The organism is Natranaerofaba carboxydovora (genome assembly GCF_022539405.1).
Taxonomy (GTDB): Bacteria; Bacillota; Natranaerobiia; order Natranaerobiales; family Natranaerofabaceae; genus Natranaerofaba; species Natranaerofaba carboxydovora.
Genome location: NZ_CP054394.1, coordinates 2,115,637 through 2,139,001 on the forward strand (window position 1 = coordinate 2,115,637; position 23,365 = coordinate 2,139,001).

Here is a 23,365-nt window from a genome sequence, read left to right on the forward strand (position 1 = left end):
ATATTAAGAAACAGATTCTACAAAATACATTACCAAAAAGGAGTAATTAAATTGAATAATATCAACCAACTAAAATTATCATCTTTAATATTAAATAAAGCAAAAGAATTTGGTGCTGACATTGTAGGTATTACTAGTGTAGGTGAATTAAAAGACTCTCCTTCACATAAGCAAGCTAGTAAAATATCTAGATTAGAAATAGGCAAAAGAGAACAAAACTTAGAACCACTAGAAGTTAAATGGCCTGAAGATGGCAAAAGCGTAATTGTATTTGGAATATCCCATCCAGAAACCAAACCCGAACTTGACTGGTGGTATGGAGATCACTCTCCACCGGGTAATCAGAAGTTAATGAAAATAAACAAAAGATTAGCTGAATGGGTTAATACTAATTTCCCAAAAGTGAACACTTACAAACTTCCATATAGTGTCGAACAAGGGGGTATTTTTTTTAAGGATGCCGCTGTTAAGGCAGGACTAGGATGCATAGGACGAAGTAATCTTTTGGTTACACCTGAATATGGCCCCAGGGTAAGATTCCGAGCTATGATAGTTAGTGAAGATTTAGTTAGTACAGGCCCTATAACTTATAATCCCTGTACAAGCTGTGAAGGGTTATGTATAAAAAGCTGCCCTCAAAAGGCTTTTTACGAAGGCAGTTACGAGCGCTTTACATGCAATATTGAGATGGAAGAAAACATTAAAACGTCAAATAAAAAAACGAAAAAGATATTTATGAACCAACAGGAGAAGAGCTTCAGCTAGTTAAGTATTGCCGCAGGTGTGAATTTGCCTGTCCTATCGGCAAATAGGAATTTGGATAAAATTCCTATTTGCATTAAATATTATATGTCCTTACCTTCCCTCACCAACCCGATAAGGCTAGTTACAGCCAGGACGAACAGTACTGCAAACATAGCCACAAAGCTCCATTCGCCATTTTGGGCATAATAGCCAGAACTGTTGATAACAGTATATAGTAGCATACCAATAGAGGCTAAGTAGATTTTTACACCTAAAAGATGCTCCAGGTAGAGCATTACTCCACCAACAATCAAAAAAAATGCAGTAACAAATTCCGCAGCCAGGTGAAAAGCAATACTAAAAGGACTTGTTACTAGTTCAGGCACCTGGCTCGTAAAAAGCAACATCGTCCATAGTCCTATCATAGAGATACCCACCAAAATAGCAAAACTTGCGTACACTTTCCTGAAATTATTCTTTTTCACTTCACCCATCCCCTCTTTCTTTCGGGTAAAAACAGATAAAAAAACATTGCTGTAATCGCTAACCATTGTTGGTAAGAGCCTATGGTTAGTCGTGCAAAAACCCCCATATAAGCCGATTCGTTTTGGGCACTGAGGGCAGCTATACCCCCTGTTACAAGTATAATAGCCGCAGTAGCCAAGCAATAAATACTATAACCTTTGAATCTGTTAATCTTACGAAAACCTAGTCCAACTAGCATCGGACAAATTATGGTTAGCGGAGAAACAATTCCGGCCAATATCAAATGAATTGCTCCCTGGATGGTAGTATCGGCTCCGCGGAGATCCATAGGGAAAAAGGCCCATAACAAGCTTAAAACACTTATAGTCAAAAGAATCCACATGCTTATATTTAGCAATCTATTTTTAAATTGTTTAATATATTGGAGCGAAGTTATCGCGAAATAAGCAGCTAAAAGAAGAGAAATACTAAATAAAATATTTAGTGTAAGCCTAAAAGGAGCACCTGCAGCTGTTAATTCACTGATAGCCTGGTTTGCATGGTTATAACCATCTGACAACACTCCTCCCAGGATTACAGTAAAAGCATAAAGAAATGGAGAAACAACACCGGAAAGTAGATAGACTCTTTTCACACCAACACTCCTCGCAAAATAGTAATTCTAAGAATTTCTTCATCTCTAATTGGTAATGTTATATTTTTATAGCAGTACCATAAACCATTATTTCTGAAGAACCAGAAGCTATCTGAGAAGAACTAAATCTGATTCCGATAATAGCATTAGCTCCCAACTTTTCAGCTTCTTTTACCATATCATTTATAGCATTTTCACGTGTATCTTCCATGAGCTTTGAATAAATTTAAAACACTGCGCGTATGCCCTTAAAATTTTTGTAAATCAAAATTAACTTATGGTAGAATATAAACAAGAAGGCTTTGGGAATATTGTTTTTATGATCCTTAGATAGAAGGAGGAAAAGCAAATGGATTTAAAAGAAAAAATTAAATCTAATATAGATGAGTTAGAACCTCATTTGTTACAAGATGTATTAGAATATATTAACTCATTAAAGCAAAAGAAAGATATTAAAGGTTATAATGCAAAAGTTTCCCATAAAGAAGTTCAGAAAATGCTATCTTCGTCAGAAAGCTCATGGGCGGATGATATATCATCTGAAAGAAAGGAAAGAATATGAATTCTTATTTTTTTGATACTTCTGCTATAATTAAAATATACCACAAAGAAGTAGGAACACCACAAGTCGAAAAAATATATGAAAACTTAAAAAATAAGATTTTTATATCACAACTTACAAAACTAGAGTTTATTTCAACATTATACAAAAAGTATAGAACCCATGAAATAAATCAAAAGGCTTTAGGTACAGCCAAAAATATTTTTTTGCAAGACTGTGAAAAAAGATTTACTTTAGTAGGTTCTTTTGTATCTCACCATCTGAAGGATTCATCAATGGAAATCATCGAATCTTATGGTATGAAAATGGGAATTAGAACCTTAGATGCTTTACAACTTGCAGCTTTTAAACAAATTAGTGAAAATAATTGTTATTTCGTTTGTGCCGATAAAACACTTAATAAAATTGCTGAAGATATAGGAATAAATATATTTTTTAAACTTAAATAAATGCAAATCCTAGCTCTTTTAAAAGCGACTATCATTAATTAGGTGGTCGCTTTGCATGTTATATTTTTATAGCAGTACCATAAACCATTATTTCAGAAGAACCAGAAGCTATCTGAGAAGAACTAAATCTTATTCCAATAATAGCATTAGCCCCCAACTTTTCAGCTTCTTTTACCATGTCATTGACGGCATTCTCACGTGTATCTTCCATTAGCTTTGAATAATCCGATACATCTCCTCCAACAATCCCTTTCAAAAAAGCTCTGATATCTTTGCCCAAATGGACAGCTTTCACTCTACTTCCTCTAACAATTCCAAGAACCTCATAATCTGTTTTCACATCTGTGGTTGTTAATAACATTTCCATTAGAACTCTCTCCTTTCAAAACTTTTATATCCAACATAAAAAATTAATAGTGAGACCACTGCCAACAAAAACAAACTTAAAAATGGAAAACCTTCACCGGCAAAATAATTAGAAGCCCGTATATGATAAAAAGGAGATAAAAATTCTGTCCTTTCAAAGAAACCAAAAAGTGAAATCCCTCCCCATATCAAAGCACTAAAGAGTCCAGCCTTTATTGACTCATCAAACTTATTTGAAAAATAGATAGCCGTAAAATAAACAGGCAAGAACCCAATAAGCGAAGGGACAATTCCTATAATTAGCCTTGTTTCATCCACTTCTAAACCAGTTAACATAGCCAAATAAACAATTATTAATGTAGTTGTTATTATAATTCCATAAAGTATCTAACCCCTGTTGCCACTTTTGTTGTAAAAATCTCAAATCTACTTACTGGTTTGCTGACTAGAAAGCTTATTGTCCCTTTGGAAGTTTCTTTTGCTATTACACCCATCCCAAGTATTATAGATAATATTGCACCTATCTGCACAAGGTTATTCCCATGCCACTGGCTCCAGATATAAGTGGTATGATCTCCAAAAAGTAGCGTAAATTCTTCGATTATGCCCCCAAGAATCCCAAAGTCCCCTTCAAGCTGCTCTGAAATCCCCTCAATATTTAAAAGTTCAACAAAATTATATGAATACACTATTATCACACCGCTTGCTATGGTAAATAATAGTCAAATAATCAAAATCCATCTATTTTCCTTTAGTTCTTTTAGAAAAAGGTTTTTCTTCATCTACTCTGCTTCCCTCCTTTGGTACCTCTATCAATTAATATCTCCTCAAGGCTTTGGTCGATTATTTCTATGGTGAAAGTAGGTCTCTCCTTACACCGCTGATATATCTCATCAAAGTTTTCTGAAACAGTAATTATATAAGAGCTGCCTTTGGTTTCTACTTTTTCTATACCAGGGTACTCGAAAAATTCCGGTTCTACTTTCCCCTGAAACACCACTCTAATTATCTTTTCATTGGTTTTAATTTCATCAATGTTTTTTAGCTTTATAAGTCTTCCTTTGTCAATAATCCCAACAGCTCTTGATAAGCTTTTGAAACAGTATTAGGGTTAACAGTCAGGTCTTTAGATAACTCCCTGACAGAAGGAAGTTTTTCACCTTCTTCAAGGACTCCTCCGGCTATTGCGTTTTTAATCTGTTCTTTTATATGTACAAAAATCGGCACTCTTTTCATCATTAGGTCGATCACTTAAAACTTCTAATTCTTCTAGCATTAAATTCCAACGGGGCACATGCCTTCAAAATAACCAGATTCTCCTCCCGGAATTCTCTGTTTAATAACAAAACTATCATTTTGAGGACCATCCACTAGATAATAATACTCCCAAAAAGTATCAAAACTCCCCCCACTTAGTCGTATACCATCTACAGGGCTGTTGACAACCTCAACTTTTACTGTATCACCATGGGTATCCTTTAACTTATTCTCTAATTTATTTGAGAAGACTTTTGGCTCTGTTTCTTCTCTCCATATTTCCATATAAACCTCAGGCAAATGTTCAGGTCTATCTTTACTCTGAATTCTTTCTGTGCTGTTATGTTCTATTAGTTCATATCTTTCCTGATCAATATAAATAATATAGCCCATATCACTGATATAACGGGAGTGCTCTATCTCGTAGGAGATACCTTCTAACTCCAATTCTAATATCTTTTTTTCAGGTGCTTTTACTTCATCTTTGGCTTCAGCTAATCCCTCTCCTACAAATATCACTGACAACATCAAAGAAAATAAAAACACCAGAACTACTGATAAACCTTTCTTCTTGTTAAAATCCTCTTTGAATCTCATCTTAAATCTCTCCTTGTAATGTACTCCTGGCAAAATAGTATAATTCCTGTATTATAATCAAACCTTACTTTCTAAATTTGTTTCTAATTACGAAGATAGCTGCAATCAACAAATAAATTGGAGTAAAGTTAAAAAAAATGTCGCGATAAGCATCAGGGTGCAGTTCTATAAAAAAACTACTAACCCACATCAGCAAAAAAATGATACCCATGGTTGCAGTATAATGCAATGCAAACATTACCCACAGAGGCCAGCGGGGAAATAAATTAAACATGAGAATACTGCCAATTCCGATAGCTGTTACTGCAAAGCGGGCCAATAAGTGAAAATGCGTCGCCGTGGTAATTCCAACCAAAAGTGCATAGCCAGAGCTAGTAATGGTAAGCAGTGTATAAACAACACAGATAAGAATTAAGGTGCTTTTCAAGTTAAGGTTAATGCGCATAACGCTAATCATCTCTCCTATTGAATTTATCCTTAAAAAGCTATCTCCACCAGTTCAGTGCCAGGAAAATTCCCGATTAAAAACTACTTTGAGTTAAACAAATAGGGTCCTGTAGGACCCATATGTGGAAGAATTGTCTTTAGGATTTAATATTTTTTAATAAGATTACTAAAGATATTAAGCAACCTATAGCGATAGGTCCCCATAATGCTAGTTCAGCAATACTATCTGATGCACCGGCCCAAAAGCCACTCACAGTAGCTGCGGACAGTGCAGCCAAATAAACAGCACTCTTAACATTCCATATCACTGCTATAACATATCCCCATGGTTGACCTTTCCAAAGCAACACAGCTCCTAAGAAACCAAATGAAACTGTTAGTGACAAATCCAATGCAGATATTAAATTAGTAGTCTGTTCTAGATTAATGATGAACTCTGGAACCTGCCCGGTAAAAACGTATCTAAGTGATAAAACGACATGAAAAACAGCTAGCAAAAAAGCAACAATCGCCATAAATCCACTTATTTTTTTCACTGGAGTATTAGGGGAAAACCGTTGTGCAATAACCTTAACATTAATAGATGATACACCAAGGATTAGAGCAAAAATCGAAAGAGTAAATAGTGCAACATAAATCAAAAACATACTGTTATAAGCTGCACCAAAAAGATAAAAAGCATAGTTATAAAGGGTATAAAATAACATCCCTAACCATACCAACTGTGCTCGTTCTGAGCCCTTCTCTGAAAGAACTAATGATAAAGTTAATAAAGGCACTGCTAAAAGTAGCGTTACTAAATCATTTCCAAACCATCCTGAAATAACCAAGAAGTTATCTTGGTAAAGGTCATTTATGAAGATACCTCCCATAGAAGCAAGAGCCATCAAAATGACAATAATGACGGAAAGAATAAAGGCTGGTTTATATTTTGTCTTTTGCATTATAGTTTTATTTCCTATTATTTTTTTCTGCATTTTTATTCCTCCAATTATACTTCTATAGGCAATTTAAGTATCCACTTTTAGCTATTTTTATTTTCATCAGTTCTCTCTGTTCTCTTCTTTTTCCACTGAATATATAGATAGACAGCCAAAAATCCTCCTACTATAGCAGGAATATTGTCCACTATAATACCACCTCCTCCAAAAAATGTGTCCCATCATTACAAAAATAAATACACTAATTGGATTTTTTTAATCTCTAGCATTTTTGGCATAAACTCTTCAACTCCGCTGTTAATTCTTACAGTATTTTACTTTTTAATGAATATATTTCCTTTGCTTACATTTATAATCATACCACATAATTTTGCTGCGAGCAACGAAATTTAGCAATTATAAATCATTTATTTCCCTGAGAAGAAAATATAATCAATATTCTTATAATTTCATATATTTGCGCCCTCATGCTACGCTTTTCTAGTCGCTCACCATGTTTTTCACATAAAATAATTGCAGTTCTCCTACTATGAGAACTGCAATTTTGTAAAGATTTTTACCACAAATTTAATAATAAAATATATGATTAGTATATTAATTAGTAGAATCGCTGGATTTATAGACAATCCTGCATTACCGTTAAAAAAGTTACCCCCAAACCATATACTTGAAGATTCAGTCTGAAAAAATGTTATATAGTTAATAGGAAAGCCATATTGATATCGCAATATAGCTGTTGATTGCTCTGGGTTACTTGGTATGATTAATGTAAAGATTAGTGTAATAATAGTGCTTAATACAAAATATCTTCTAATAATATCCACCCCACCATCAAAGTTTCTCTTAATTAATTATACCTAATCCATTTAATTATCTCAGGGATAGTTGCATTTTTGCCATACATTAGCATGCCAACCCTAAATAATTTTGCTGCTATAGACATGACCAAAACTATCGAAATTATCAACAATATACCGCTTAATAGAAGTTCCCATAAGGGTATTTCAGTTATTCCCATCCTCATAATCGTGATAATCGGTGAGGTGAAAGGAAATAAAGATGCACCGGTGGCAACTGTTCCAGTAGGGTCACTCATTACAGGCCCCATAATTATTAAGGAAAGTGCAGGAAGTGCCATAGCTACCCCTTGAAAGTTATTTGCACTCCCCATATCTTCCATCGTGGCACCAAGCCCAACAAAAATTGCAGCATAAAACAGATAACCAGATAAGCCAAAGAAAAGTATCAAGGGAATATTAACTCCCAAGATCATCTCAAGGACCGGCCAATCAGTAAAATAAATCACTATAGGAAGCGCTAACAAAATCCAAACACCCATCTGGAATATCCCCAGAAGAAAATCACCGATAATCTTACCACACATGAATTGATAAGGCTTTGCTGAAGAAAGAATTATCTCTGACATTTTATTTTGTTTTTCCTGCAGGGCACTTTGAAGCAGCATAGAACATGTCATCATAATTAGAACAAATAACAAAATACCAAAAAATAAAGGAACTAAGTTTTCTCCCATTAGAAATCCACCATCAACTGTTTCATCATTATCAGCTTCTAAATCAGTAGTAGTAAGCTCTACACTCCCTGTTAAATATGAAACCTCCCCTTCATCTAAACCAAGCTGCTCTCCCCTGTATTGCTGTAGAACTTGTGTAAATATAACTCCAAGATGTTCAATTGCCATCATATCCATATTCTTTTGTAACACCATTCACATTTAATACTATGCTCACTTATCATATCTCCTTTTTTGTTGACTTAACCTTTAATATTATAGCACAAGATATACTTAATTTTTTAAAAAATTAAGCGACCTTGTAGCTCCTTAAAAAGTTAGAGCTTTGGCCGCTTAAATTATAAAGCTTCATTATTAACTTATAACTAAAAAATATTTATTCTTTATTTATCCAGCCTGGATATTATCTCAAACTTGTTATGTAAAGTTATCAAAGTTATCTCTTTCAATTGCTACTTGAAATATATAAATTATATGTATCAATCACTGATTTACTTTGTATTAGATAGTCCATTCCCAATATACCATCTATTTCAAGACCATAATCCATGGCACCAATTTGAACTAAAAATTCTGTAAGTATAAGATTGCATAACTTTATTTCTTCTATCTTCTTTTCATATACAAACTCATTGCCTCCAACGCCACTAATAGTGTATATTTTGTCTTCGGGATTTGGTCCTAAACCTAGATTCATAGCTACATCTGCTGATAATAAAGTAGACGCCGCTCCAGTATCTACTAAAACATTAGACAATAATTTATTATTGTCTCCTTGTTTTAAATCAACTTTAACAAACGATAGTCCATACTTCAATTTCATATTCATCTCGCTGTCCTAACTCCTGTCCAAGTTAACTCTTCTATATCCAATTCAATACGAGAAGTATGAACAACATACATCTCTTTATCTGGATATTTTTTATGCAATTGAATATATTCTTTTAATGCTTCATTACTGTCATCGAATGAGTTAATCACTGTCAATTCTTCTACAATTCTTTTATTATCTTTTGTTCTTGCTGATATAGACTCAATAACTAGCCACTTCTCAGGGTAGCTATCTCGAACTTCTTTCCATTTCATTAGGTTCTCCCCCTTTTCTTTATACTATTCACCTTTATTATATCATCTTATTTAAACATAGAAACCTATTATATCATATCCTTTTTGGGAATCCGGGCAATTATTATTAAAAATACCCATCTGAAATATCTAAACAAGAAGGAGACAATTTTTAGAAGACTACTACTAAAAAATCAAGCGGCCTTGTAGCTCCTTAAAAATTTGGAACTTTAGCCGCTTAACTCATAGAGCTTATTGTTAACTTATTGCTAAACCATATCTATTCTTGATTTCCTTGACTTTGCAATTTAGATATTATCTCTCTTAACAATTTTTCAAATTTGATAGTATCTTCTTTTTTCCTCTTTGGTGTTTTGGTATGTCTGCCATTTTTTCGGCGTACTTGTTGGTTAATATATCTATTCATCAATAAGCTTTCTATATTCTCGTTTGTGTACTTCCAACCATTTGGATGAATAACTATAGCATCTTTTGATAGAGCAAGTGAAGCCAATCCATAATCACCGGTTACAACTATATCACCCTTTTTAGTTTTGTTAACTATTACAAAATCCACAGAATCTCTACCTTTATCTACTGTAATGATTTCTGCATAGTCGCTATTAATATCGTGGGATAAGTTTTTTACAACTACCAGTTCGACAGAGTATTCCTTAGCCACTTGAAACAAAATATCTTTTACAGGGCAGCTATCTGCATCCACTAGTATCTTCATAAAAGCATCAAATCCTTTAAAAATTCCATATTATCCTCCGGTATCTATTTTAGATCAAAAGAAAGTAAACGAAATAACTTTAATATCAGGCTAAATAATTTATTCTTTTCTTCTTTTATTTCTTTTTCTTCTTTTTCTTCTTCATCCAACTTTTCTTCTTCATCTAATTTGTTATGCTCTAGAAGATTTAGTTCTATTTCATCAAATTCTCTCATCTCTGATGGTATAGTTTTAGTATCAGTAGGGTGTGTTATAACTTGTATTACGGGAGCATCCCCCGGAGATGTGAGAGCATAGTCTACTATAAGCTTGTCATCATCTATAGAAAAATCTTCAATTGATATCTCATATCCCCCTGTGTTTTTTTCTCCCCAATCTAGTTTTAGTTCTCCATTTTTGTATATATAAGTAATATCGTCCTGGGTCCCTTCGATGGTTTCATCTTTTGATGTTTTGGGGATAATTTCAAATTCTTCCTGCAGCTCAAATTCTTTTCCCGTATCAAAGCATTGAATATCTTTGTTGATTCTGTACAAACCTTTTTTAGCCTCTTGGGCAAAGTTGTCCTGATTAAGTGTTTGAGTATGGCTTTCTCCCGGGAGCAGCATAATCATATCTTGAGGCCAAACAATATCTAATTCTATAGCTTCCCAATTTTCACTTTCTTCGTTATAATATTCTACTTCAAACATCCTGGCAAATGTCAATTCCGTTTCCCCTACATTTTTAATATCAAATTTTATCTCTTTCCCTTTTTCAAATTCTTCAGTTTTCATTTCTAAAACTGCACCTGGTTCTAAATCTTTCTCACCCTCCGCTTCAAGTGATTCCCCATAGGCAAATGCCCCTTGCGAAAGCAAAACTAGTACTAATACTAATACTTTTATACACAGCTTGTTTTTACTTAGAATAATTTTACCCATAAAAATTCCCCTCCTATAAGATTTGTCATCTATCAAGACGAATAAAATTAAAAAAAGTTGCTTTAACACTTATTTCTAATGACTAAACAAAGAATCATACTCTATCTGATAAACAGATTCGTCTCTCTTTAAGTAAATATCATGATCTTCAGGGTCAACTTGGATAAGCTTAGTATTATCTTTAAGATAAACCAATTCTATATCTAAGCTATTCTCTTCTAGATTAGCCAACGCAAAAATTGGTGCTTCAATATAGGGGCGAGAATCGTCAAATGTATAGTGTAAGTGACCTTTATCTGTATCTTTTGTAATAACCGGAAGTTGGTCAATCTCTCCATTATCTAAAATTTGGGCAAAATCCAATTCTTTGTGTAGATACTCACTCAATTTAGAATTATTTTCACCAACATCTTTCATCACTTCATCATTATCTAAACTTACAAAAGCAGATATCTGTAATGAAGATCTTCTTTCGCCTTCCTCAATTTGCTCAGATTCAGTCATATTAGTAGGCCATAAATTGTTTTTAATCCCTTTCTCATCTGGGATGGCACCTACCAGCATTACATCATCCTTTTCCTCTTCAAAGCCACCGGGAAGGTGCTGTACAGTGCTCGCTGTTAAATCAAGAGATTTATTGCTATCCGGAGCCCATATTTCTATACTTCTAGCGGAACAGGCATGTATTGGCACTTCACTTTTAGTAAGTAAAATGCCATATTCATTGCGCCCCATAATTTTATGGGACACAAAGTTTGAATCACCTTCGTTAGGGACTTCACCCTCGCGTTTAGTGCCACCTGCTTCTAAATGTTCTAAAGAGAAATTGTTTAAATCTATTAGGCTAAATCCTTTATCACCACTAGCTATAATAGCGGTATTATCATCATATTTTGCTATATCTGTAATTAACGGAGCCACTTCAAACTCCTCTTCAAAATTAATATCTTTTTCTTTAAATCCATCTTCAGATATTTCGAATACTTTTAAAAAAGGTTTTTCAGCCCTGGGTGGCTCTTCATGCCTTACTATCCAAGAATGATCTGCGTAAAGAAATAGGTAATTTTCTATAACACTAGTTTGAAAGTGTAGATTGTCATGTATGTTTATAAAGAATTTTCCACTCTCGTCTTTCTCTAAATCCTCTGGTATGTCCCATTCTAAATCTTGTATATTTAATTTATTTTCTTTTAAAGCTTGACCCTCTTCGAGACTATAAAAATGCGCTTTTTGACCGGTATTTGGGATATAAATCAACTGATCTTCAATAATTAGACATTTCTCATTATTTCCTTCTTTTGTAACTATTCCTTCTACAGTATCAAAATGTTCTAAACTATCTTTTTGGTAGATGACCAAGTCACCTTCTTCTTCATCAGATTGAGCAATATAATTTTCCCCTACATAAAATGGCTCGTCAGTTAATGCATTTGATTTAACAGGGTCTAATTCATCTAATAAATTTGCTCCCATGATAGTTTCTTTAATAGTACCATCATCTGTTTCTGTTGTTATTTGTTCAAACTTATCCGAATCATATTCTGTCTCAAATACTGCCTGTAACTTTATATCTTTTTCCATTGTAAAATGATATTCTTGATCCTCACTAACTTCTTCCCCGTCTTCTTCCCATTTTAAAAATTCATAACCTTCCTTTGGTTCAGCTTCTACAGTTACCTCTTCTCCCTCTTCATAAGTTCCTTCACCTTTAATTTCTCCTGCATCTTCTGGACCAGCTTTTACTTCTACTTTGTATTCATTTGGTTCATCTTCATCCTGTTTAGCTTGTTCATCTTCTGCTTTTTCCTCTTGAGCACAGCCTGCTATAAAGATTGTAAAAACTATTAAACTTATTACTATTGATATATAAGCTAATTTTCTTACTGACACTTTAACCACCTCACCCCAAAGTATTCAAAAAGATCATTTCTATACACCAGTTATTTATCATCTCCAAAACTTCTAACTCTCTAAAATATATTCTGTTAATACAGGTTGACACTCCAACACGCATAAATGCGTGGGATTCTTGGGTAGCTTACCGTCCTCAATCCATTTCTGCTTTGGACAGCTCCCAAGCCAAGGGTATGCCAGTACCCTTCCCATACCAGTGCATATAGCAGTATGGGCTGATAGACTGCAGTTTAAGCTGCTCCATCTATCACAGGTGCATGAATGATATTCATCCCTGCTACCCGGTCTCTGTGCGAACTAAAACCGCAGGTGCATCGATATTTTCTATCTTTTGCTTGGTTTAGTACTTCACATACAGGACATGTTTGACTGGTGTATTTAGGGTTTACATATTCTACTAATATGCCTGCTAATTTCGCTTTGTACTCAATGTATGATGCTAGACGATAGAAAGACCATGCATGAAGGTTCTTTTCGTTTTTACGGCTTGTCCTTGCCGTGGTTCTGATATTAGATAGTTTTTCTAATCTAATGATGGAAACTTTATTATGTATTGCAAAGTCAACCACTTTACGGCTGATTTTATGGTCTTGGTCTTTCATCCAGCGTTGTTCTTTGTCGTTGAGGTTTTTGATGGCATTTAATTTTTTTGCTTTTCCTAGTTCACGTCGTTTTGTTTTGAATTTTCTACGAATATATTTGTTTTGTCTGCCGTTACCGGTGAATTTTGTTTTGCCGGTACTTGTTACTGCGACTGCTGGAGATTTTAGGCCTAAGTCTACGCCCATTATTATATCTGTTTCTTTAGGTTTAGGGTCTGGTAGTGTTACACATATTTGGGCTATCCATTTGTTTGATTTCTTTGTGATGCGCAGTGTGCCCAGTTTGTTTTTAAGTAGCTCGTTTTGATATTCGGTTAATACGGCTTTTATGGCTATACGCTTTGTTTTAGCATTGATAAATACTGGAAATCAGGTGGTGTTTTCTTTGATTTTGTAGTTTTGATTGTTCCATATACAGACAGGCTTTTTTAGAATAGGGACTCTTTTTAATTTTTTGGATCTACGATAAACACTTTTTGCATCACGGATTGCTTGATTTTTGACAGCACTTGGCATCGGTACTTGGACATCTTTTGATGATAGATTTAATGCTTTTTTTAGCTTGTACTATTTTAGATACCAGGGTATTGACGGTTTTTATGTATTCTTTTGATATATCTAGTAGGTGTTTTTCTTGTTCTTTTGTTGGTAGTAGTTTGATCTGCGCTGTTTTTTCCATAAGTTCACCCTCTTGTTTAGTTGATTAATGATACGGTAGTTTTAGTTGTTCTATATTCTTGTTTCATAATTCTATTGTATATGTTTTTTCTTTGCACTGCACGATAATTTATAAAAAAATGGGCTTTCATCCCACGATTGAAAACCGTGGCCTTTTCGCCCTAATACTGTAAAAATCGGATAAAATACATCATCCCAACAATCTATACTATTTTTCAACATTAATGATTAAATTGCTTGTATCCAATCCAAAATAATCCTTCACTTCTGATGTTATCTCTACCTCGATACTACTACCATCTGAAATATTTTCAAATTCATAACCTATCGAAAATCCAGTTGCTCCTTCTGCAGCCTTTTCATCATGGACTTTTTCTTCATCCAAAATTTCAATATCGTTTAAACTATATAACCAATTTTCATGTGATCCAATTCCTGCAGCACTTAAATCAGCGTTAGATGCTGGTGCTATATCCCCTGAAAAATGTAAAACAAATTCAGAACTGTCGATTGTTATCTCTCCATCGCTTGAAAATTCTTTCTCTTTGCTTTTGTCATTTTCTGGAACATTAACCTGAAGTTCAACATCCCACAAATTACTTTCATGCTGTAGTTCGTAAATTTTTCCCTCCGATAACACCTCATGAGCTCTTACACCTTCAGTTTGAGCCATTTCAAGCAAAACACCTGAATAAAATCTAGCTATATTAAGTTGACGCTCTTTCGACTCTAACTCTTGTTCTAGATTTTCTATTCTAGACTCTTTTCTAGATAATTCATCTTTAAACTCTTCTTTTGTTTCTTCTTTTATCTCTTCTTTATCATTCTTTCCGTACTCTTCACCTTTTTCCTCTGGAGCACAGCCTGTCACAAAAACTGTTAAAACCATTAAGCTTATTACTATTACTAAATAAGCTAATTTTCTTCCTAACACTCTTACCACCTCGCTTAAAATCATCAAAAAATATACCCTGTTAGCTCAGGGATAGAAACTTAAAGATGACCAATATTTAACAATAAGTTTTAAAGACATTATTTTGTTGGACTAATTTTTTGATTTATAACTTTCCCTTAGTATTTTTTCTTGTTAGGGTTTGTCTTTTCACAGGGTACAGCCGTCTGACATTTTCCGCAGCCGTAACGTGGGAAATATTCAGGATATATTTTTTCATCAAAGTATTTTTTACAAACATTACTATCCTTACCTTCTTCTGTTATTGCTTTTTCAGGGCAACGAGAAATACATACACCACACATTGTACAATATTCATATACTTTTTCGTATTCTCTTGTAGTAGGAGTTATTTCCAAAGTTGTTATAACACTACCAAAACGGCCTGCAGACCCTTTTTGAGTAATAAGAGATTTGCTTAAACCAAATGTTCCTAGTCCTGCTATAAATGCAGCATGTCTTTCAGACCAGTTGCTTTTGACACCCTCATCTCTAAAAGTAGTATCTAATATAGGGGCTACAGCTTTTTCTCCAGAATTATTTAATTCTTTAGTGAGATATTTTAGTAAACCTATATTACAGTCTTCACCTTCAAAACGTCCATATAACCATTCGGCTGCAGGAAGTCCTGATTTGTGATTGGCTTTACGTATTTGTGAGGAAAAAGGTAAAAAATATGTTATTACAGACTTTGCATTTGTAAGCCATTCTTTAGGAGACTTATGATTAGGGCCAATTACCTGAGAATCTTTAAGTTTATCGAATAATAAATCATTAGCATCTGCAACACCGATTAACAGCTTTTTTCATAAATCTTTCCTATGTCTTTTTCCTCTACTTTATTAAGATTAGTTTGCTCAATAAATTTAGATAGCATATTATTTATATCAATTAATTTCATAATTTTTCTCCTAACATTAGAGTATTTGGTGAATCCCGTTTATGTTTATTTTTGTTCAGTTTCGCTAACACATTCATTTTTTAGTTTTCCCACTAAAAGTTCCAAGGCATCAATGACGTGCGGCCTAATATCTCCCCCTATCATCACATACATGATGTCGTCACCAACTTCGAGCTGACCTTTATTAAGCCAAACCCTGACATGGAAACTAAGATATTGAAATTATCCGCCTTAAATATTTCTAGTTAAAACATATCTCACCTTGCAGAAATAATGAAGTTGACAAAAATTTGACTGTCTATAATCAACTAGATAAATCTTCATTTTTTTTAAAAATTTTAATAAAACCTATTGCATAATAGCCTTCGCCTTGTTATAATACAGCTTACAATCAAAATATAATCATCAATGGTTATTGAGATTGTATAAATTAAATGGAGGTGCTTAAAATGAAAAGGTTTTTAGATAGGTTGGCAAAGGCGAATGAAAGGGAGTTTGGGAAAGGAAGAATTAATTATCAAAAAATGTACAACAGCAGTGCGAGAGTTGTTTCCGAGCTGCCAAGTCATGAACCTACAACCCCACCAAGTACTTCTGTTATTCAGGCAATGAAAGCTGCTGATTCAATCAACACTCCAAAGTGCGATATCTGCTACTTAGGCGAACCATCCGCCCAGTGTTAATCTAAAGTAACTCGGGATCAAAAATTTATAGTAATAAAAAAATCGGTGTGAAAAACACCGATAATTTTTTGTCATTTTTACTCTACTGGTCTTAATATTTACTCTACTGATCTTACTATATTTTTTAGTTCTTCTTTTGATAATCCACTCTTATACTCCCTAAACTCAAATTCTTGACCATCTTCCTGCCAAACCAACTGATAGCCGATTTCTACTTTTGGTTCATCTTTTCCCACTTTGCCTGTATCCAAGATTGGATATTCAATTATTCTCACCTTTTTGTCATTGATATAAACTTCATCAATCACTTTATCTTCGTCCACATCCGCTCTTCTTGGATAATTCGAAATAATAAGGGTCAGTCTCTCGGCATCATCACTTTCGGTATTTTCATAGCGCATCCGTACATTTTCTCTTTCAACAGATGAATTATGATCTCCTCCTGCAATATACTCTAGAGAATAGTCTTCTGGCAGTTTTTGTGGAGATTTTATATCAAGGGAAGTATTTTCCCTAGCCTCTTCGAAGGTATCATATTCTGGCACTTTTGCTGATTCAACTTTTTCTTCATTAATTTCTACTTTATTAAATTCTTGTTCGGTTTTTTGGGCTTCGTACCCATCGTCTGTTTCTTCTATTTGATAGACAACTACACTCCCAAAAGGTAAGTTGTTACTAGCCCATGTCCTAGCTTCACTAGACATTGCAAAAATAGACCCTGTCATAAGAATTGTCAGACATGCTGCCGCAGAAGCCTTTTTAAGAATAGTTTTAGGATTCTTTTTGGGCTTTTTTTCTATATTGTTTTTCACCTTTTCCCATGAAATATCAGATATATATTTATCATCGACTTCTTCATCCATTGTGCTTTTCAGTTCCTCTTCAAGTCTTGGGTCAAAATTATTATTATCTAACATTAATATTCCCCTCCTCAAAATAATTTTCGCCCAGTTCTTCACTATAGGGGTTCACCCCTTCATTTTTAAGTAGATAAGCAAGTTTCTTACGAGCTCGGTGTAGTCTCGTCTTAGCTCCTGCCGTACTACAACCAAGAACCTGTGACATTTCTTTTGTTGTTAGTCCATTAAAATAATAAAGGACTAAAGCTGTTCTATGAGAAGGTTTTAGTTTCCCCATGGACTTGCGGATTATATCCCTAGTGAGAAATACATCTACATCACTAACTTTTTTTGAAACCTGAATGTTTCCTTCATCCAAAGGCACATATTTCTTTTCTTTTTTTACCAAATCCCAGCAGGTCCTAACTAGAGTTCTATATAACCAGGTCTGAAAGGCATCAGGATCTTTTAATTGATGAATTCTGTTAAAACATTTAATAAACGCCTCCTGCACTGCATCTTCTGCAATTTTTTCATTTCGTATTATCAAAAAAGCTGTCCTATAGGCTTTATCGCTAAACTGCATAAACAATCTTTCAAAAGCATCCATGTCTCCATCTTTGCATTTTTCAACAATAAATGCGATGTCATCCATTTTATTCCTCCTTTTATTTTTTATTGTCCTTTTTCTACACTATAGAGGAATTAAAAAGTAAAAAGGTTACACTAATTAAAAAAGAACCTTCATAATTTTTATTTTTAAGAATGTATTTTCACTTCATTCGTTGATAAAATATAATTTTCCTTTTCAATTATACCTACATTTATACAAAATTAATTCTTTATCCCAAGGAAAATTAGAAATCTGTTGATATTTTTTACATTATAAAAAGGTTTTTCTTGATTTATTTAGAATTATTATTTAGAATAATTATTAATAAGTTTGATTTTTGAAATTTAAAGGAGGAATTTTAATTGGCAAAGCTTAATGAAGTTTATAGGTGTAACATCTGCGGGAATATCGTTGAGGTATTACAGGGAGGTAAAGGTCAGTTGGTCTGCTGTGGCGAGAATATGGAACTTTTAGAAGAAAACACTAAAGATGCTTCACTAGAAAAGCATGTTCCTGTTAAAGAAGTTGAGGGAGATAAGGTTACTGTTACGGTAGGAAGTGCCGAGCATCCAATGGATGACGATCATTATATTACCTGGATAGAAGTCTTAGTAGATGACAAAGTATATAGACAAAACTTGAAGCCTGGAGACAAACCGGTAGCTGTATTCAATGTTTCAGGTAGCGATATTAAGGCAAGAGCATACTGTAACCTGCATGATCTTTGGAGCACGTAAGAAAAAGTCTACAAAAACCCCTCGCAATGAGGGGTTTTTCTTTGTATAATATAATTAAAGAAAATATATTTTACCAAATATTTTAATATTTTAGTCCAGAGAGGAGATAGCTATGTGAAAAAAGTTATGAATTATCCCAAGTTATTTTACTTATTTATAATAGTAATTCTTATATTTGTTTTCACAAGCTATCTAATTATTAATAATTCTAACTATACTTTGGCATCAAGCAGTAATGGTAATGACCCGACAGCAGCCACAGCTGCTGTCTTAGATTTGAGCAGCTGGCAACCAGGTGATAGTTTAATCTCTATAGACGGTGAGTGGGAATTTTATTGGAATGAGCTATTAGAGCCAAAAGATTTTGCTAGCTTACAAACAACTCAAGAAAAGAGTTCGGAGAATTCTCATCAAAAGTATATCAACTTTCCAAGAGCCTGGAATGGTATTTTGATAGATGACCATGAGCTAGAAGGCACAGGCTATGCCACATATAGACTTAATCTAATTACAGATAATACAGGAACTGCAGGCGAAAGCAACCCCCTCTTAGGCCTAAAGATTCCCAGAGTTTTAACTTCTTATAACATTTGGGTAAATGATGAGTTAATTGCATCTGCTGGTACTGTGGGTAGTAACATACAAGACAGTAGACCGCAATATCTTCCCCAGGTAGCTTTTTTTGAGCAAAGAGAAAACAACGAGATAATAATTCAGGTATCTAATTTTAGTCACCGTAGTGGAGGTGTCTTAGAAAGTATAACTCTTGGCAGTACTGAAGATATCATTTCTCTTAGAAATTATAATATAGCTGCAGAAATCTTTATCTTTGGAAGCTTATTAAGCATGGGACTTTATCAGATCTTTTTGTTTAGCTTTAGAAGAAAAGAATTAGCATCGTTATATTTTGGTCTTTTCTGTATTTTAGTTGCTTTGAGGACAGTTTTGGTGGGAGAGATATTTCTCATTGAGCTGTTTCCTGATTTGGACTGGGAGCTAGCCCATAAGCTTCAAACCCTTAGCTACTATCTTGGTGTGCCTTTGATTTTTATGTTTTTTAAGTCCGCTTTTCCTGAGAATATTTCAACTTTTTTCTTAAGAATATGTCAGGTTATGGGGGTGCTTTTTGGTCTTTTAGTACTTTTTACTTCTGCAAGAGTTTTTACTAACTACAATATGATATATCAAGTTTTCACCGTTGTAATGATTATTTACTTAACTTATGCCCTTGCAAAAATAATCTCCAAACAAAAAGAGGGAGCTAATTACATTGTTATTGGTGCACTTGCTTTATTTATAACTACTTTTCATGATGCAATTTTTTTGAGCACCTGGTTTAGTGATCAAAGTAATAGTATTGCAAGATCTATAATTACCAGGGGAAATTTATCTTCTTATGGACAACTTATTTTTGTATTTTCCCACTCTTTAGTTCTTGGCAAAAGGTTTTCCAATGCTTTGATCAAAGAAGAAGAAATATCAAATTACAGAAAAGAACTAAATGAAAATCTAGAAAAACAAGTAAAGGAAAGAACCGAAGAGCTAGAAGAGGCCAACAAAACCCTAAAGCAGCTTTCTACTATAGATCCTTTAACAGGTATTTCGAACCGCAGGCATTTTGACGAAGTTTTGAATTTAGAATGGCGAAGAGTTCTTCGAGACAAAAACCCTATTTCACTTATTTTCGTAGATCTTGACTGTTTTAAATATTACAATGACTATTATGGACACAGTGCAGGGGATACATGCCTTAAAATGGTAGCAAAAGTTCTAAAAGATTCGCTAAACAGAGCAAGTGATTTAGTAGCACGCTATGGAGGCGAAGAATTTGTAGTTGTTTTGCCGAATATGGCTGAAGATGAAGCTTTGCAGGTGGCAGAACATCTGAGGAAAGATATTGAGAAGCTAAAAATTGAACACATCAGCTCTCCAGTATATAAATATGTCACTGCAAGTTTTGGCGTGTCGACTATGATCCCAGACGAGAACCTTTCACCAGAAGATTTGATCAACACAGCAGACAAAGCATTATACATGGCCAAAGATGAAGGGCGAAACAGGGTGAGATATGTAGCTATAACTTAAAAAACATTATCTGTATCTTTCCAAAATCAAATATGCTTTATTACCTTTGGTGTTATAAAACAAGCCTTCACACATTATCCGAGTCATTTTTATCCCTCGACCTCTTTCTCCTTCACAGTTTAATTCTTTTTTGCAGTAGATTTTCTCTGTCCAATCAAAGCCATCACCTTCATCAGCAACACTAGCGTAAATATATTTATCTGCGATTATCACTTCTATATGAACTTTTTTGTCAGGATGAAACTTGTTCCCATGCTCGATAGCATTTATGACTAGTTCTAGTAACCCTTGAAAGCAGGCAGAGTTTTTGGCATAAGCCTGAATTCGGGGAAAGATCACAGAGTTATATTCGGCTATCCCTTGAGGGCTGCTATTTATCTCCCAATAATAATACTTTCTATCTTTTGGTTCTATTTGCATAATAACGTAAGTTATATCATCTTCACCCTGAAGGGAACCATCATTAAACTCCATAAAATCTTTATTAATGGCGTTTTTTAATAGCTCGGGTGGATAATCACAGTAATTATAAAAAACATCATTTAATTTTTTTTCGTAAGCTTCACCATCAGAATTTACCTGTTCTGAAATTCCATCAGTGTTAAATAGTATTGTGGAGCCAGGTGTTAAAGTAATAACCTCGTTACTAAAGCTTATCAACTCTTTTGGAATTGCTGAAGATATTGGAAGCCCCTGGCTTTTCAAGGTGATTTTTTTGCCATCTCCTAGTTTTGCCATTGGTGAGAATTGCATCCCACCTGAACTATAGCTTAACTCATATTTTTCTAAATCTAATACCGCCAAAAAAACACAGACAAAATAGTCATCAGGATAATTATGTTTGCGGTATTGCCTATTAATATGATGCATAATTTTATCAGGGCATATATCATCAGGTTTTAACGTGACATAACTCTCAATTGTTTCTTTTACAAAAACACTTATTATAGTTCCATCTAGGCCGTGACCAGAAACATCTGATAGATAAATAATAAATTTGTTGTTATCTGTTTTGATAAAATTATAAAAATCGCCACCTAGACTTTGAGCTGGGTAAAAATGGCTTTCTAGGGTCACTTCTTTAGGTGAGTCTACTTCAGAATAATCACCCAAAAGCATCCTTTTGTGAATATGTTTAGCTTTATTAACTTCTTCATCAAGCATATTATAGAGTTCTTCAATCTCCATATTCTTTAGTTCAGTTTCTACGATGTATTCTGATAGTTTTTTGTCAGCTTCTTTTCTATTTGTTATATTTCTAACAGAAGCTACAAACAAATATTCACTCTCCTGTGTTTTTGTCTCAGATAGATGTATGGATACTTCTACAGGGAACTCACTGCCATCTTTTCTTTGATGATAAGTTTCAAAGCTTCGACCGTGCTTGAGTTTACCCGCTGCATTGCTATTTTTAATGTTATTTATAACTTCATCGAATTCTTTCTTCAATTCGCTCTCCGACATATATGGTTTTATATCAAATGGGGTTAAATTAAGTAGCTCTTCTTTACCGTAGCCAAGTTCGTAACTGGCTGTTTCATTTACATCGAGAATTTTTAAGGAAGGGTGACTTATTAAGAAAATACTATCCCCTGAGCTATCTAAAGCATTTCTAAACATTGTAAGTGACTTTTCTGCCTTTTTGCGCTCGGTAACATCAAACACCGTTTCTATCACTTGTATTAACTCACCATCATCATTAAACACTGGATATGCAAGTACTTCAACTAAGCGTTCTCTTCCTTTGCTATCATAGTGGATATGTTCTACTCTTGTAGGTTCTTTTGTTTTTTTGATAATCTCTACTGGACAGGGGTGCTCATCTCCACTACAGGGCACTTCACTATCGTGAGTTAATTCATGACATGTTATACTCTCTTTATTTTTTATCCCTGAAGCTTTGTTTGCAAGAAGTATAGAATAATCTTTTATATCTATTAACAAAAACGAATGTTTAAAAGCTTCTATTGCACCATTAAATAATGTTTTTTGATAATTTATTTCCCTTTCAAATTGTATTTGCTTTGTTATATCCCTTGCAAAACCTATATACTGGCTATCATCTATCTTAACAGCTAACATATACTCCCAAAAAAGGCTCCCATCTTTTCGCTTTGCCATAAAAGTTCTCTCCGAACGACCCGTCTCTACCAACTCGTTAAAATGCTCCATCCCCTCAGCAAAAGTCTCAGGAGCAGTTACATCCTTTATTGTCAGGTTCAAAAGTTCTTCTCTAGAGTAGCCTGTCATGTTGCAAGCTTCTTTGTTAACTTCAATATAATTACCTTCTCTATCCACAACAAATACACCAATCGGAGCTTCATCTATATAAGCTTTAAATTTCTTTAAGTTATTGTTAATTTGTTCACCAGACATTTTAATCACCAATCCTTAAAAACTTCTTTACAAAAAATCAACAACAAATAAAAAACTAGAAATACAAATTTTATTTATTTCTATAAGATGTATTTCTAGTAATAACATTCATTCTCCTTTTTATCTCTTCATTTGTAACAACATAAAAAGACTTCAGCAAATTCTATGAAGTCTTTTTATATTGAAACTAAATTATCAAGGTTTAATATCACTAGACCAACTCGGTCTATAGGATCAATTTTAG

Annotated in this window: 28 protein-coding genes and 3 pseudogenes; 7 read left to right on the forward strand and 24 right to left on the reverse strand. The window is 33.9% G+C overall.

The annotated features are described in order from the left end of the window. Positions 1-51 precede the first annotated feature (51 nt). Positions 52-765: a hypothetical protein gene (locus ACONDI_RS10065; RefSeq protein WP_241078416.1), complete on the forward strand. Its 714-nt coding sequence runs from the start codon at positions 52-54 to the stop codon at positions 763-765. Between the two features lie 80 nt (positions 766-845). Here ACONDI_RS10065 and ACONDI_RS10070 read toward each other — a convergent pair whose 3' ends face one another. Genes ACONDI_RS10070 through ACONDI_RS10080 form a run of 3 tightly spaced genes read right to left on the reverse strand, consistent with a single transcriptional unit; the run spans position 846 to position 2,075 of the window. Further along, positions 846-1,295: a DUF8058 family membrane protein gene (locus ACONDI_RS10070; protein WP_476739057.1), complete on the reverse strand. Its 450-nt coding sequence runs from the start codon at positions 1,293-1,295 to the stop codon at positions 846-848. After that, the gene (locus ACONDI_RS10075) at positions 1,226-1,864 is read right to left on the reverse strand and encodes a DUF998 domain-containing protein (RefSeq protein WP_241078418.1); all 639 of its coding nucleotides are present in this window, start codon (positions 1,862-1,864) and stop codon (positions 1,226-1,228) included. Before ACONDI_RS10075 ends, ACONDI_RS10070 begins: the two co-directional genes overlap by 70 nt. Positions 1,865-1,922: 58 nt before the next feature. Beyond that, the gene (locus ACONDI_RS10080) at positions 1,923-2,075 is read right to left on the reverse strand and encodes a heavy metal-binding domain-containing protein (protein WP_241078419.1); all 153 of its coding nucleotides are present in this window, start codon (positions 2,073-2,075) and stop codon (positions 1,923-1,925) included. Positions 2,076-2,213: 138 nt separating this feature from the next. Between ACONDI_RS10080 and ACONDI_RS10085 the strand changes: the two genes are divergently transcribed. Together ACONDI_RS10085 and ACONDI_RS10090 are read left to right on the forward strand one after the other, a co-directional pair. Further along, positions 2,214-2,426 carry a hypothetical protein gene (locus ACONDI_RS10085; protein ID WP_241078420.1) on the forward strand — a complete coding sequence of 71 codons (213 nt, stop codon included), beginning with the start codon at positions 2,214-2,216 and terminating at the stop codon, positions 2,424-2,426. Further along, a complete protein-coding gene (locus tag ACONDI_RS10090) occupies positions 2,423-2,875 on the forward strand; it encodes a type II toxin-antitoxin system VapC family toxin (RefSeq protein WP_241078421.1) in 453 nt (150 codons plus the stop codon). Before ACONDI_RS10085 ends, ACONDI_RS10090 begins: the two co-directional genes overlap by 4 nt. A 58-nt stretch (positions 2,876-2,933) precedes the next feature. Here the strand turns inward: ACONDI_RS10090 and ACONDI_RS10095 are convergent, their stop codons facing one another. The 17 genes and pseudogenes from ACONDI_RS10095 to ACONDI_RS10180 all read right to left on the reverse strand — a co-directional run bounded on the left by ACONDI_RS10095 (position 2,934) and on the right by ACONDI_RS10180 (position 15,246). Further along, positions 2,934-3,242 (reverse strand): YbjQ family protein, encoded by a 309-nt coding sequence (locus ACONDI_RS10095; RefSeq protein ID WP_241078422.1) that lies wholly within the window; start codon positions 3,240-3,242, stop codon positions 2,934-2,936. Beyond that, a complete protein-coding gene (locus tag ACONDI_RS10100) occupies positions 3,242-3,559 on the reverse strand; it encodes a hypothetical protein (RefSeq protein WP_241078423.1) in 318 nt (105 codons plus the stop codon). Before ACONDI_RS10100 ends, ACONDI_RS10095 begins: the two co-directional genes overlap by 1 nt. A 50-nt stretch (positions 3,560-3,609) precedes the next feature. Next, positions 3,610-3,930, reverse strand: coding sequence for an ABC transporter permease subunit (locus ACONDI_RS10105; RefSeq protein ID WP_241078424.1), 321 nt, complete (start codon positions 3,928-3,930; stop codon positions 3,610-3,612). A gap of 89 nt (positions 3,931-4,019) precedes the next feature. After that, positions 4,020-4,238 carry a hypothetical protein gene (locus ACONDI_RS10110; protein WP_241078425.1) on the reverse strand — a complete coding sequence of 73 codons (219 nt, stop codon included), beginning with the start codon at positions 4,236-4,238 and terminating at the stop codon, positions 4,020-4,022. An 80-nt stretch (positions 4,239-4,318) separates the two neighbouring features. Then, a pseudogene (locus ACONDI_RS10115) lies at positions 4,319-4,480 on the reverse strand (GntR family transcriptional regulator); the annotation flags it as partial. A gap of 36 nt (positions 4,481-4,516) precedes the next feature. Further along, positions 4,517-5,095: a hypothetical protein gene (locus ACONDI_RS10120; protein ID WP_241078427.1), complete on the reverse strand. Its 579-nt coding sequence runs from the start codon at positions 5,093-5,095 to the stop codon at positions 4,517-4,519. Between the two features lie 64 nt (positions 5,096-5,159). Continuing rightward, a complete protein-coding gene (locus tag ACONDI_RS10125; RefSeq protein ID WP_241078428.1) occupies positions 5,160-5,552 on the reverse strand; it encodes a DUF6608 family protein in 393 nt (130 codons plus the stop codon). Between the two features lie 127 nt (positions 5,553-5,679). Beyond that, positions 5,680-6,519, reverse strand: a complete 840-nt coding sequence (locus ACONDI_RS10130) for a hypothetical protein (RefSeq protein ID WP_241078429.1) — start codon at positions 6,517-6,519, stop codon at positions 5,680-5,682. Positions 6,520-7,330: 811 nt separating this feature from the next. Further along, positions 7,331-8,194 carry an ABC transporter permease gene (locus ACONDI_RS10135; protein WP_241078430.1) on the reverse strand — a complete coding sequence of 288 codons (864 nt, stop codon included), beginning with the start codon at positions 8,192-8,194 and terminating at the stop codon, positions 7,331-7,333. Positions 8,195-8,462: 268 nt separating this feature from the next. Next, positions 8,463-8,774, reverse strand: coding sequence for a retropepsin-like aspartic protease (locus ACONDI_RS10140; RefSeq protein WP_241078431.1), 312 nt, complete (start codon positions 8,772-8,774; stop codon positions 8,463-8,465). 68 nt (positions 8,775-8,842) lie between these two features. Then, positions 8,843-9,103, reverse strand: coding sequence for a hypothetical protein (locus tag ACONDI_RS10145; protein ID WP_241078432.1), 261 nt, complete (start codon positions 9,101-9,103; stop codon positions 8,843-8,845). Between the two features lie 259 nt (positions 9,104-9,362). Beyond that, the gene (locus ACONDI_RS10150) at positions 9,363-9,818 is read right to left on the reverse strand and encodes a YaiI/YqxD family protein (protein WP_241078433.1); all 456 of its coding nucleotides are present in this window, start codon (positions 9,816-9,818) and stop codon (positions 9,363-9,365) included. 44 nt (positions 9,819-9,862) lie between these two features. Further along, positions 9,863-10,741 (reverse strand): protease complex subunit PrcB family protein, encoded by an 879-nt coding sequence (locus ACONDI_RS10155; protein WP_241078434.1) that lies wholly within the window; start codon positions 10,739-10,741, stop codon positions 9,863-9,865. Positions 10,742-10,816: 75 nt separating this feature from the next. Further along, on the reverse strand, positions 10,817-12,631 hold the full coding sequence (locus ACONDI_RS10160) for an InlB B-repeat-containing protein (RefSeq protein ID WP_241078435.1): 1,815 nt from the start codon (positions 12,629-12,631) through the stop codon (positions 10,817-10,819). A gap of 254 nt (positions 12,632-12,885) precedes the next feature. Then, positions 12,886-13,936: pseudogene (locus ACONDI_RS10165) on the reverse strand (RNA-guided endonuclease InsQ/TnpB family protein). Between the two features lie 207 nt (positions 13,937-14,143). Then, the gene (locus tag ACONDI_RS10175) at positions 14,144-14,869 is read right to left on the reverse strand and encodes a hypothetical protein (protein WP_241078437.1); all 726 of its coding nucleotides are present in this window, start codon (positions 14,867-14,869) and stop codon (positions 14,144-14,146) included. A gap of 137 nt (positions 14,870-15,006) precedes the next feature. Next, positions 15,007-15,246 (reverse strand): 4Fe-4S binding protein, encoded by a 240-nt coding sequence (locus ACONDI_RS10180; protein WP_241078438.1) that lies wholly within the window; start codon positions 15,244-15,246, stop codon positions 15,007-15,009. A gap of 55 nt (positions 15,247-15,301) precedes the next feature. Here ACONDI_RS10180 and ACONDI_RS10185 point away from each other — a divergent pair, with 55 nt between their 5' ends. Then, positions 15,302-15,526, forward strand: coding sequence for a hypothetical protein (locus ACONDI_RS10185; RefSeq protein ID WP_241078439.1), 225 nt, complete (start codon positions 15,302-15,304; stop codon positions 15,524-15,526). Positions 15,527-15,833: 307 nt separating this feature from the next. Here ACONDI_RS10185 and ACONDI_RS15845 read toward each other — a convergent pair. Further along, positions 15,834-15,995, reverse strand: a pseudogene (locus tag ACONDI_RS15845) (molybdenum cofactor biosynthesis protein MoaE); the annotation flags it as partial. Between the two features lie 242 nt (positions 15,996-16,237). Between ACONDI_RS15845 and ACONDI_RS10190 the strand changes: the two are divergent. Then, a complete protein-coding gene (locus ACONDI_RS10190) occupies positions 16,238-16,471 on the forward strand; it encodes an LDCC motif putative metal-binding protein (protein WP_241078440.1) in 234 nt (77 codons plus the stop codon). Positions 16,472-16,569: 98 nt separating this feature from the next. Here the strand turns inward: ACONDI_RS10190 and ACONDI_RS10195 are convergent, their stop codons facing one another. Together ACONDI_RS10195 and ACONDI_RS10200 are read right to left on the reverse strand one after the other, a co-directional pair. Continuing rightward, positions 16,570-17,388: a hypothetical protein gene (locus ACONDI_RS10195; protein WP_241078441.1), complete on the reverse strand. Its 819-nt coding sequence runs from the start codon at positions 17,386-17,388 to the stop codon at positions 16,570-16,572. Further along, the gene (locus ACONDI_RS10200; RefSeq protein ID WP_241078442.1) at positions 17,378-17,965 is read right to left on the reverse strand and encodes an RNA polymerase sigma factor; all 588 of its coding nucleotides are present in this window, start codon (positions 17,963-17,965) and stop codon (positions 17,378-17,380) included. Before ACONDI_RS10200 ends, ACONDI_RS10195 begins: the two co-directional genes overlap by 11 nt. Positions 17,966-18,285: 320 nt before the next feature. On the opposite strand from ACONDI_RS10200, the gene ACONDI_RS10205 reads away from it, so the two are divergent. Together ACONDI_RS10205 and ACONDI_RS10210 are read left to right on the forward strand one after the other, a co-directional pair. Continuing rightward, positions 18,286-18,660: a desulfoferrodoxin gene (locus ACONDI_RS10205; protein WP_241078443.1), complete on the forward strand. Its 375-nt coding sequence runs from the start codon at positions 18,286-18,288 to the stop codon at positions 18,658-18,660. 114 nt (positions 18,661-18,774) lie between these two features. After that, positions 18,775-20,745: a sensor domain-containing diguanylate cyclase gene (locus tag ACONDI_RS10210; RefSeq protein ID WP_241078444.1), complete on the forward strand. Its 1,971-nt coding sequence runs from the start codon at positions 18,775-18,777 to the stop codon at positions 20,743-20,745. 6 nt (positions 20,746-20,751) lie between these two features. On the opposite strand, the gene ACONDI_RS10215 is transcribed toward ACONDI_RS10210, so the two are convergent. Continuing rightward, positions 20,752-23,121 (reverse strand): PAS domain S-box protein, encoded by a 2,370-nt coding sequence (locus ACONDI_RS10215; protein ID WP_241078445.1) that lies wholly within the window; start codon positions 23,119-23,121, stop codon positions 20,752-20,754. Between the last annotated feature and the right edge of the window lie 244 nt (positions 23,122-23,365).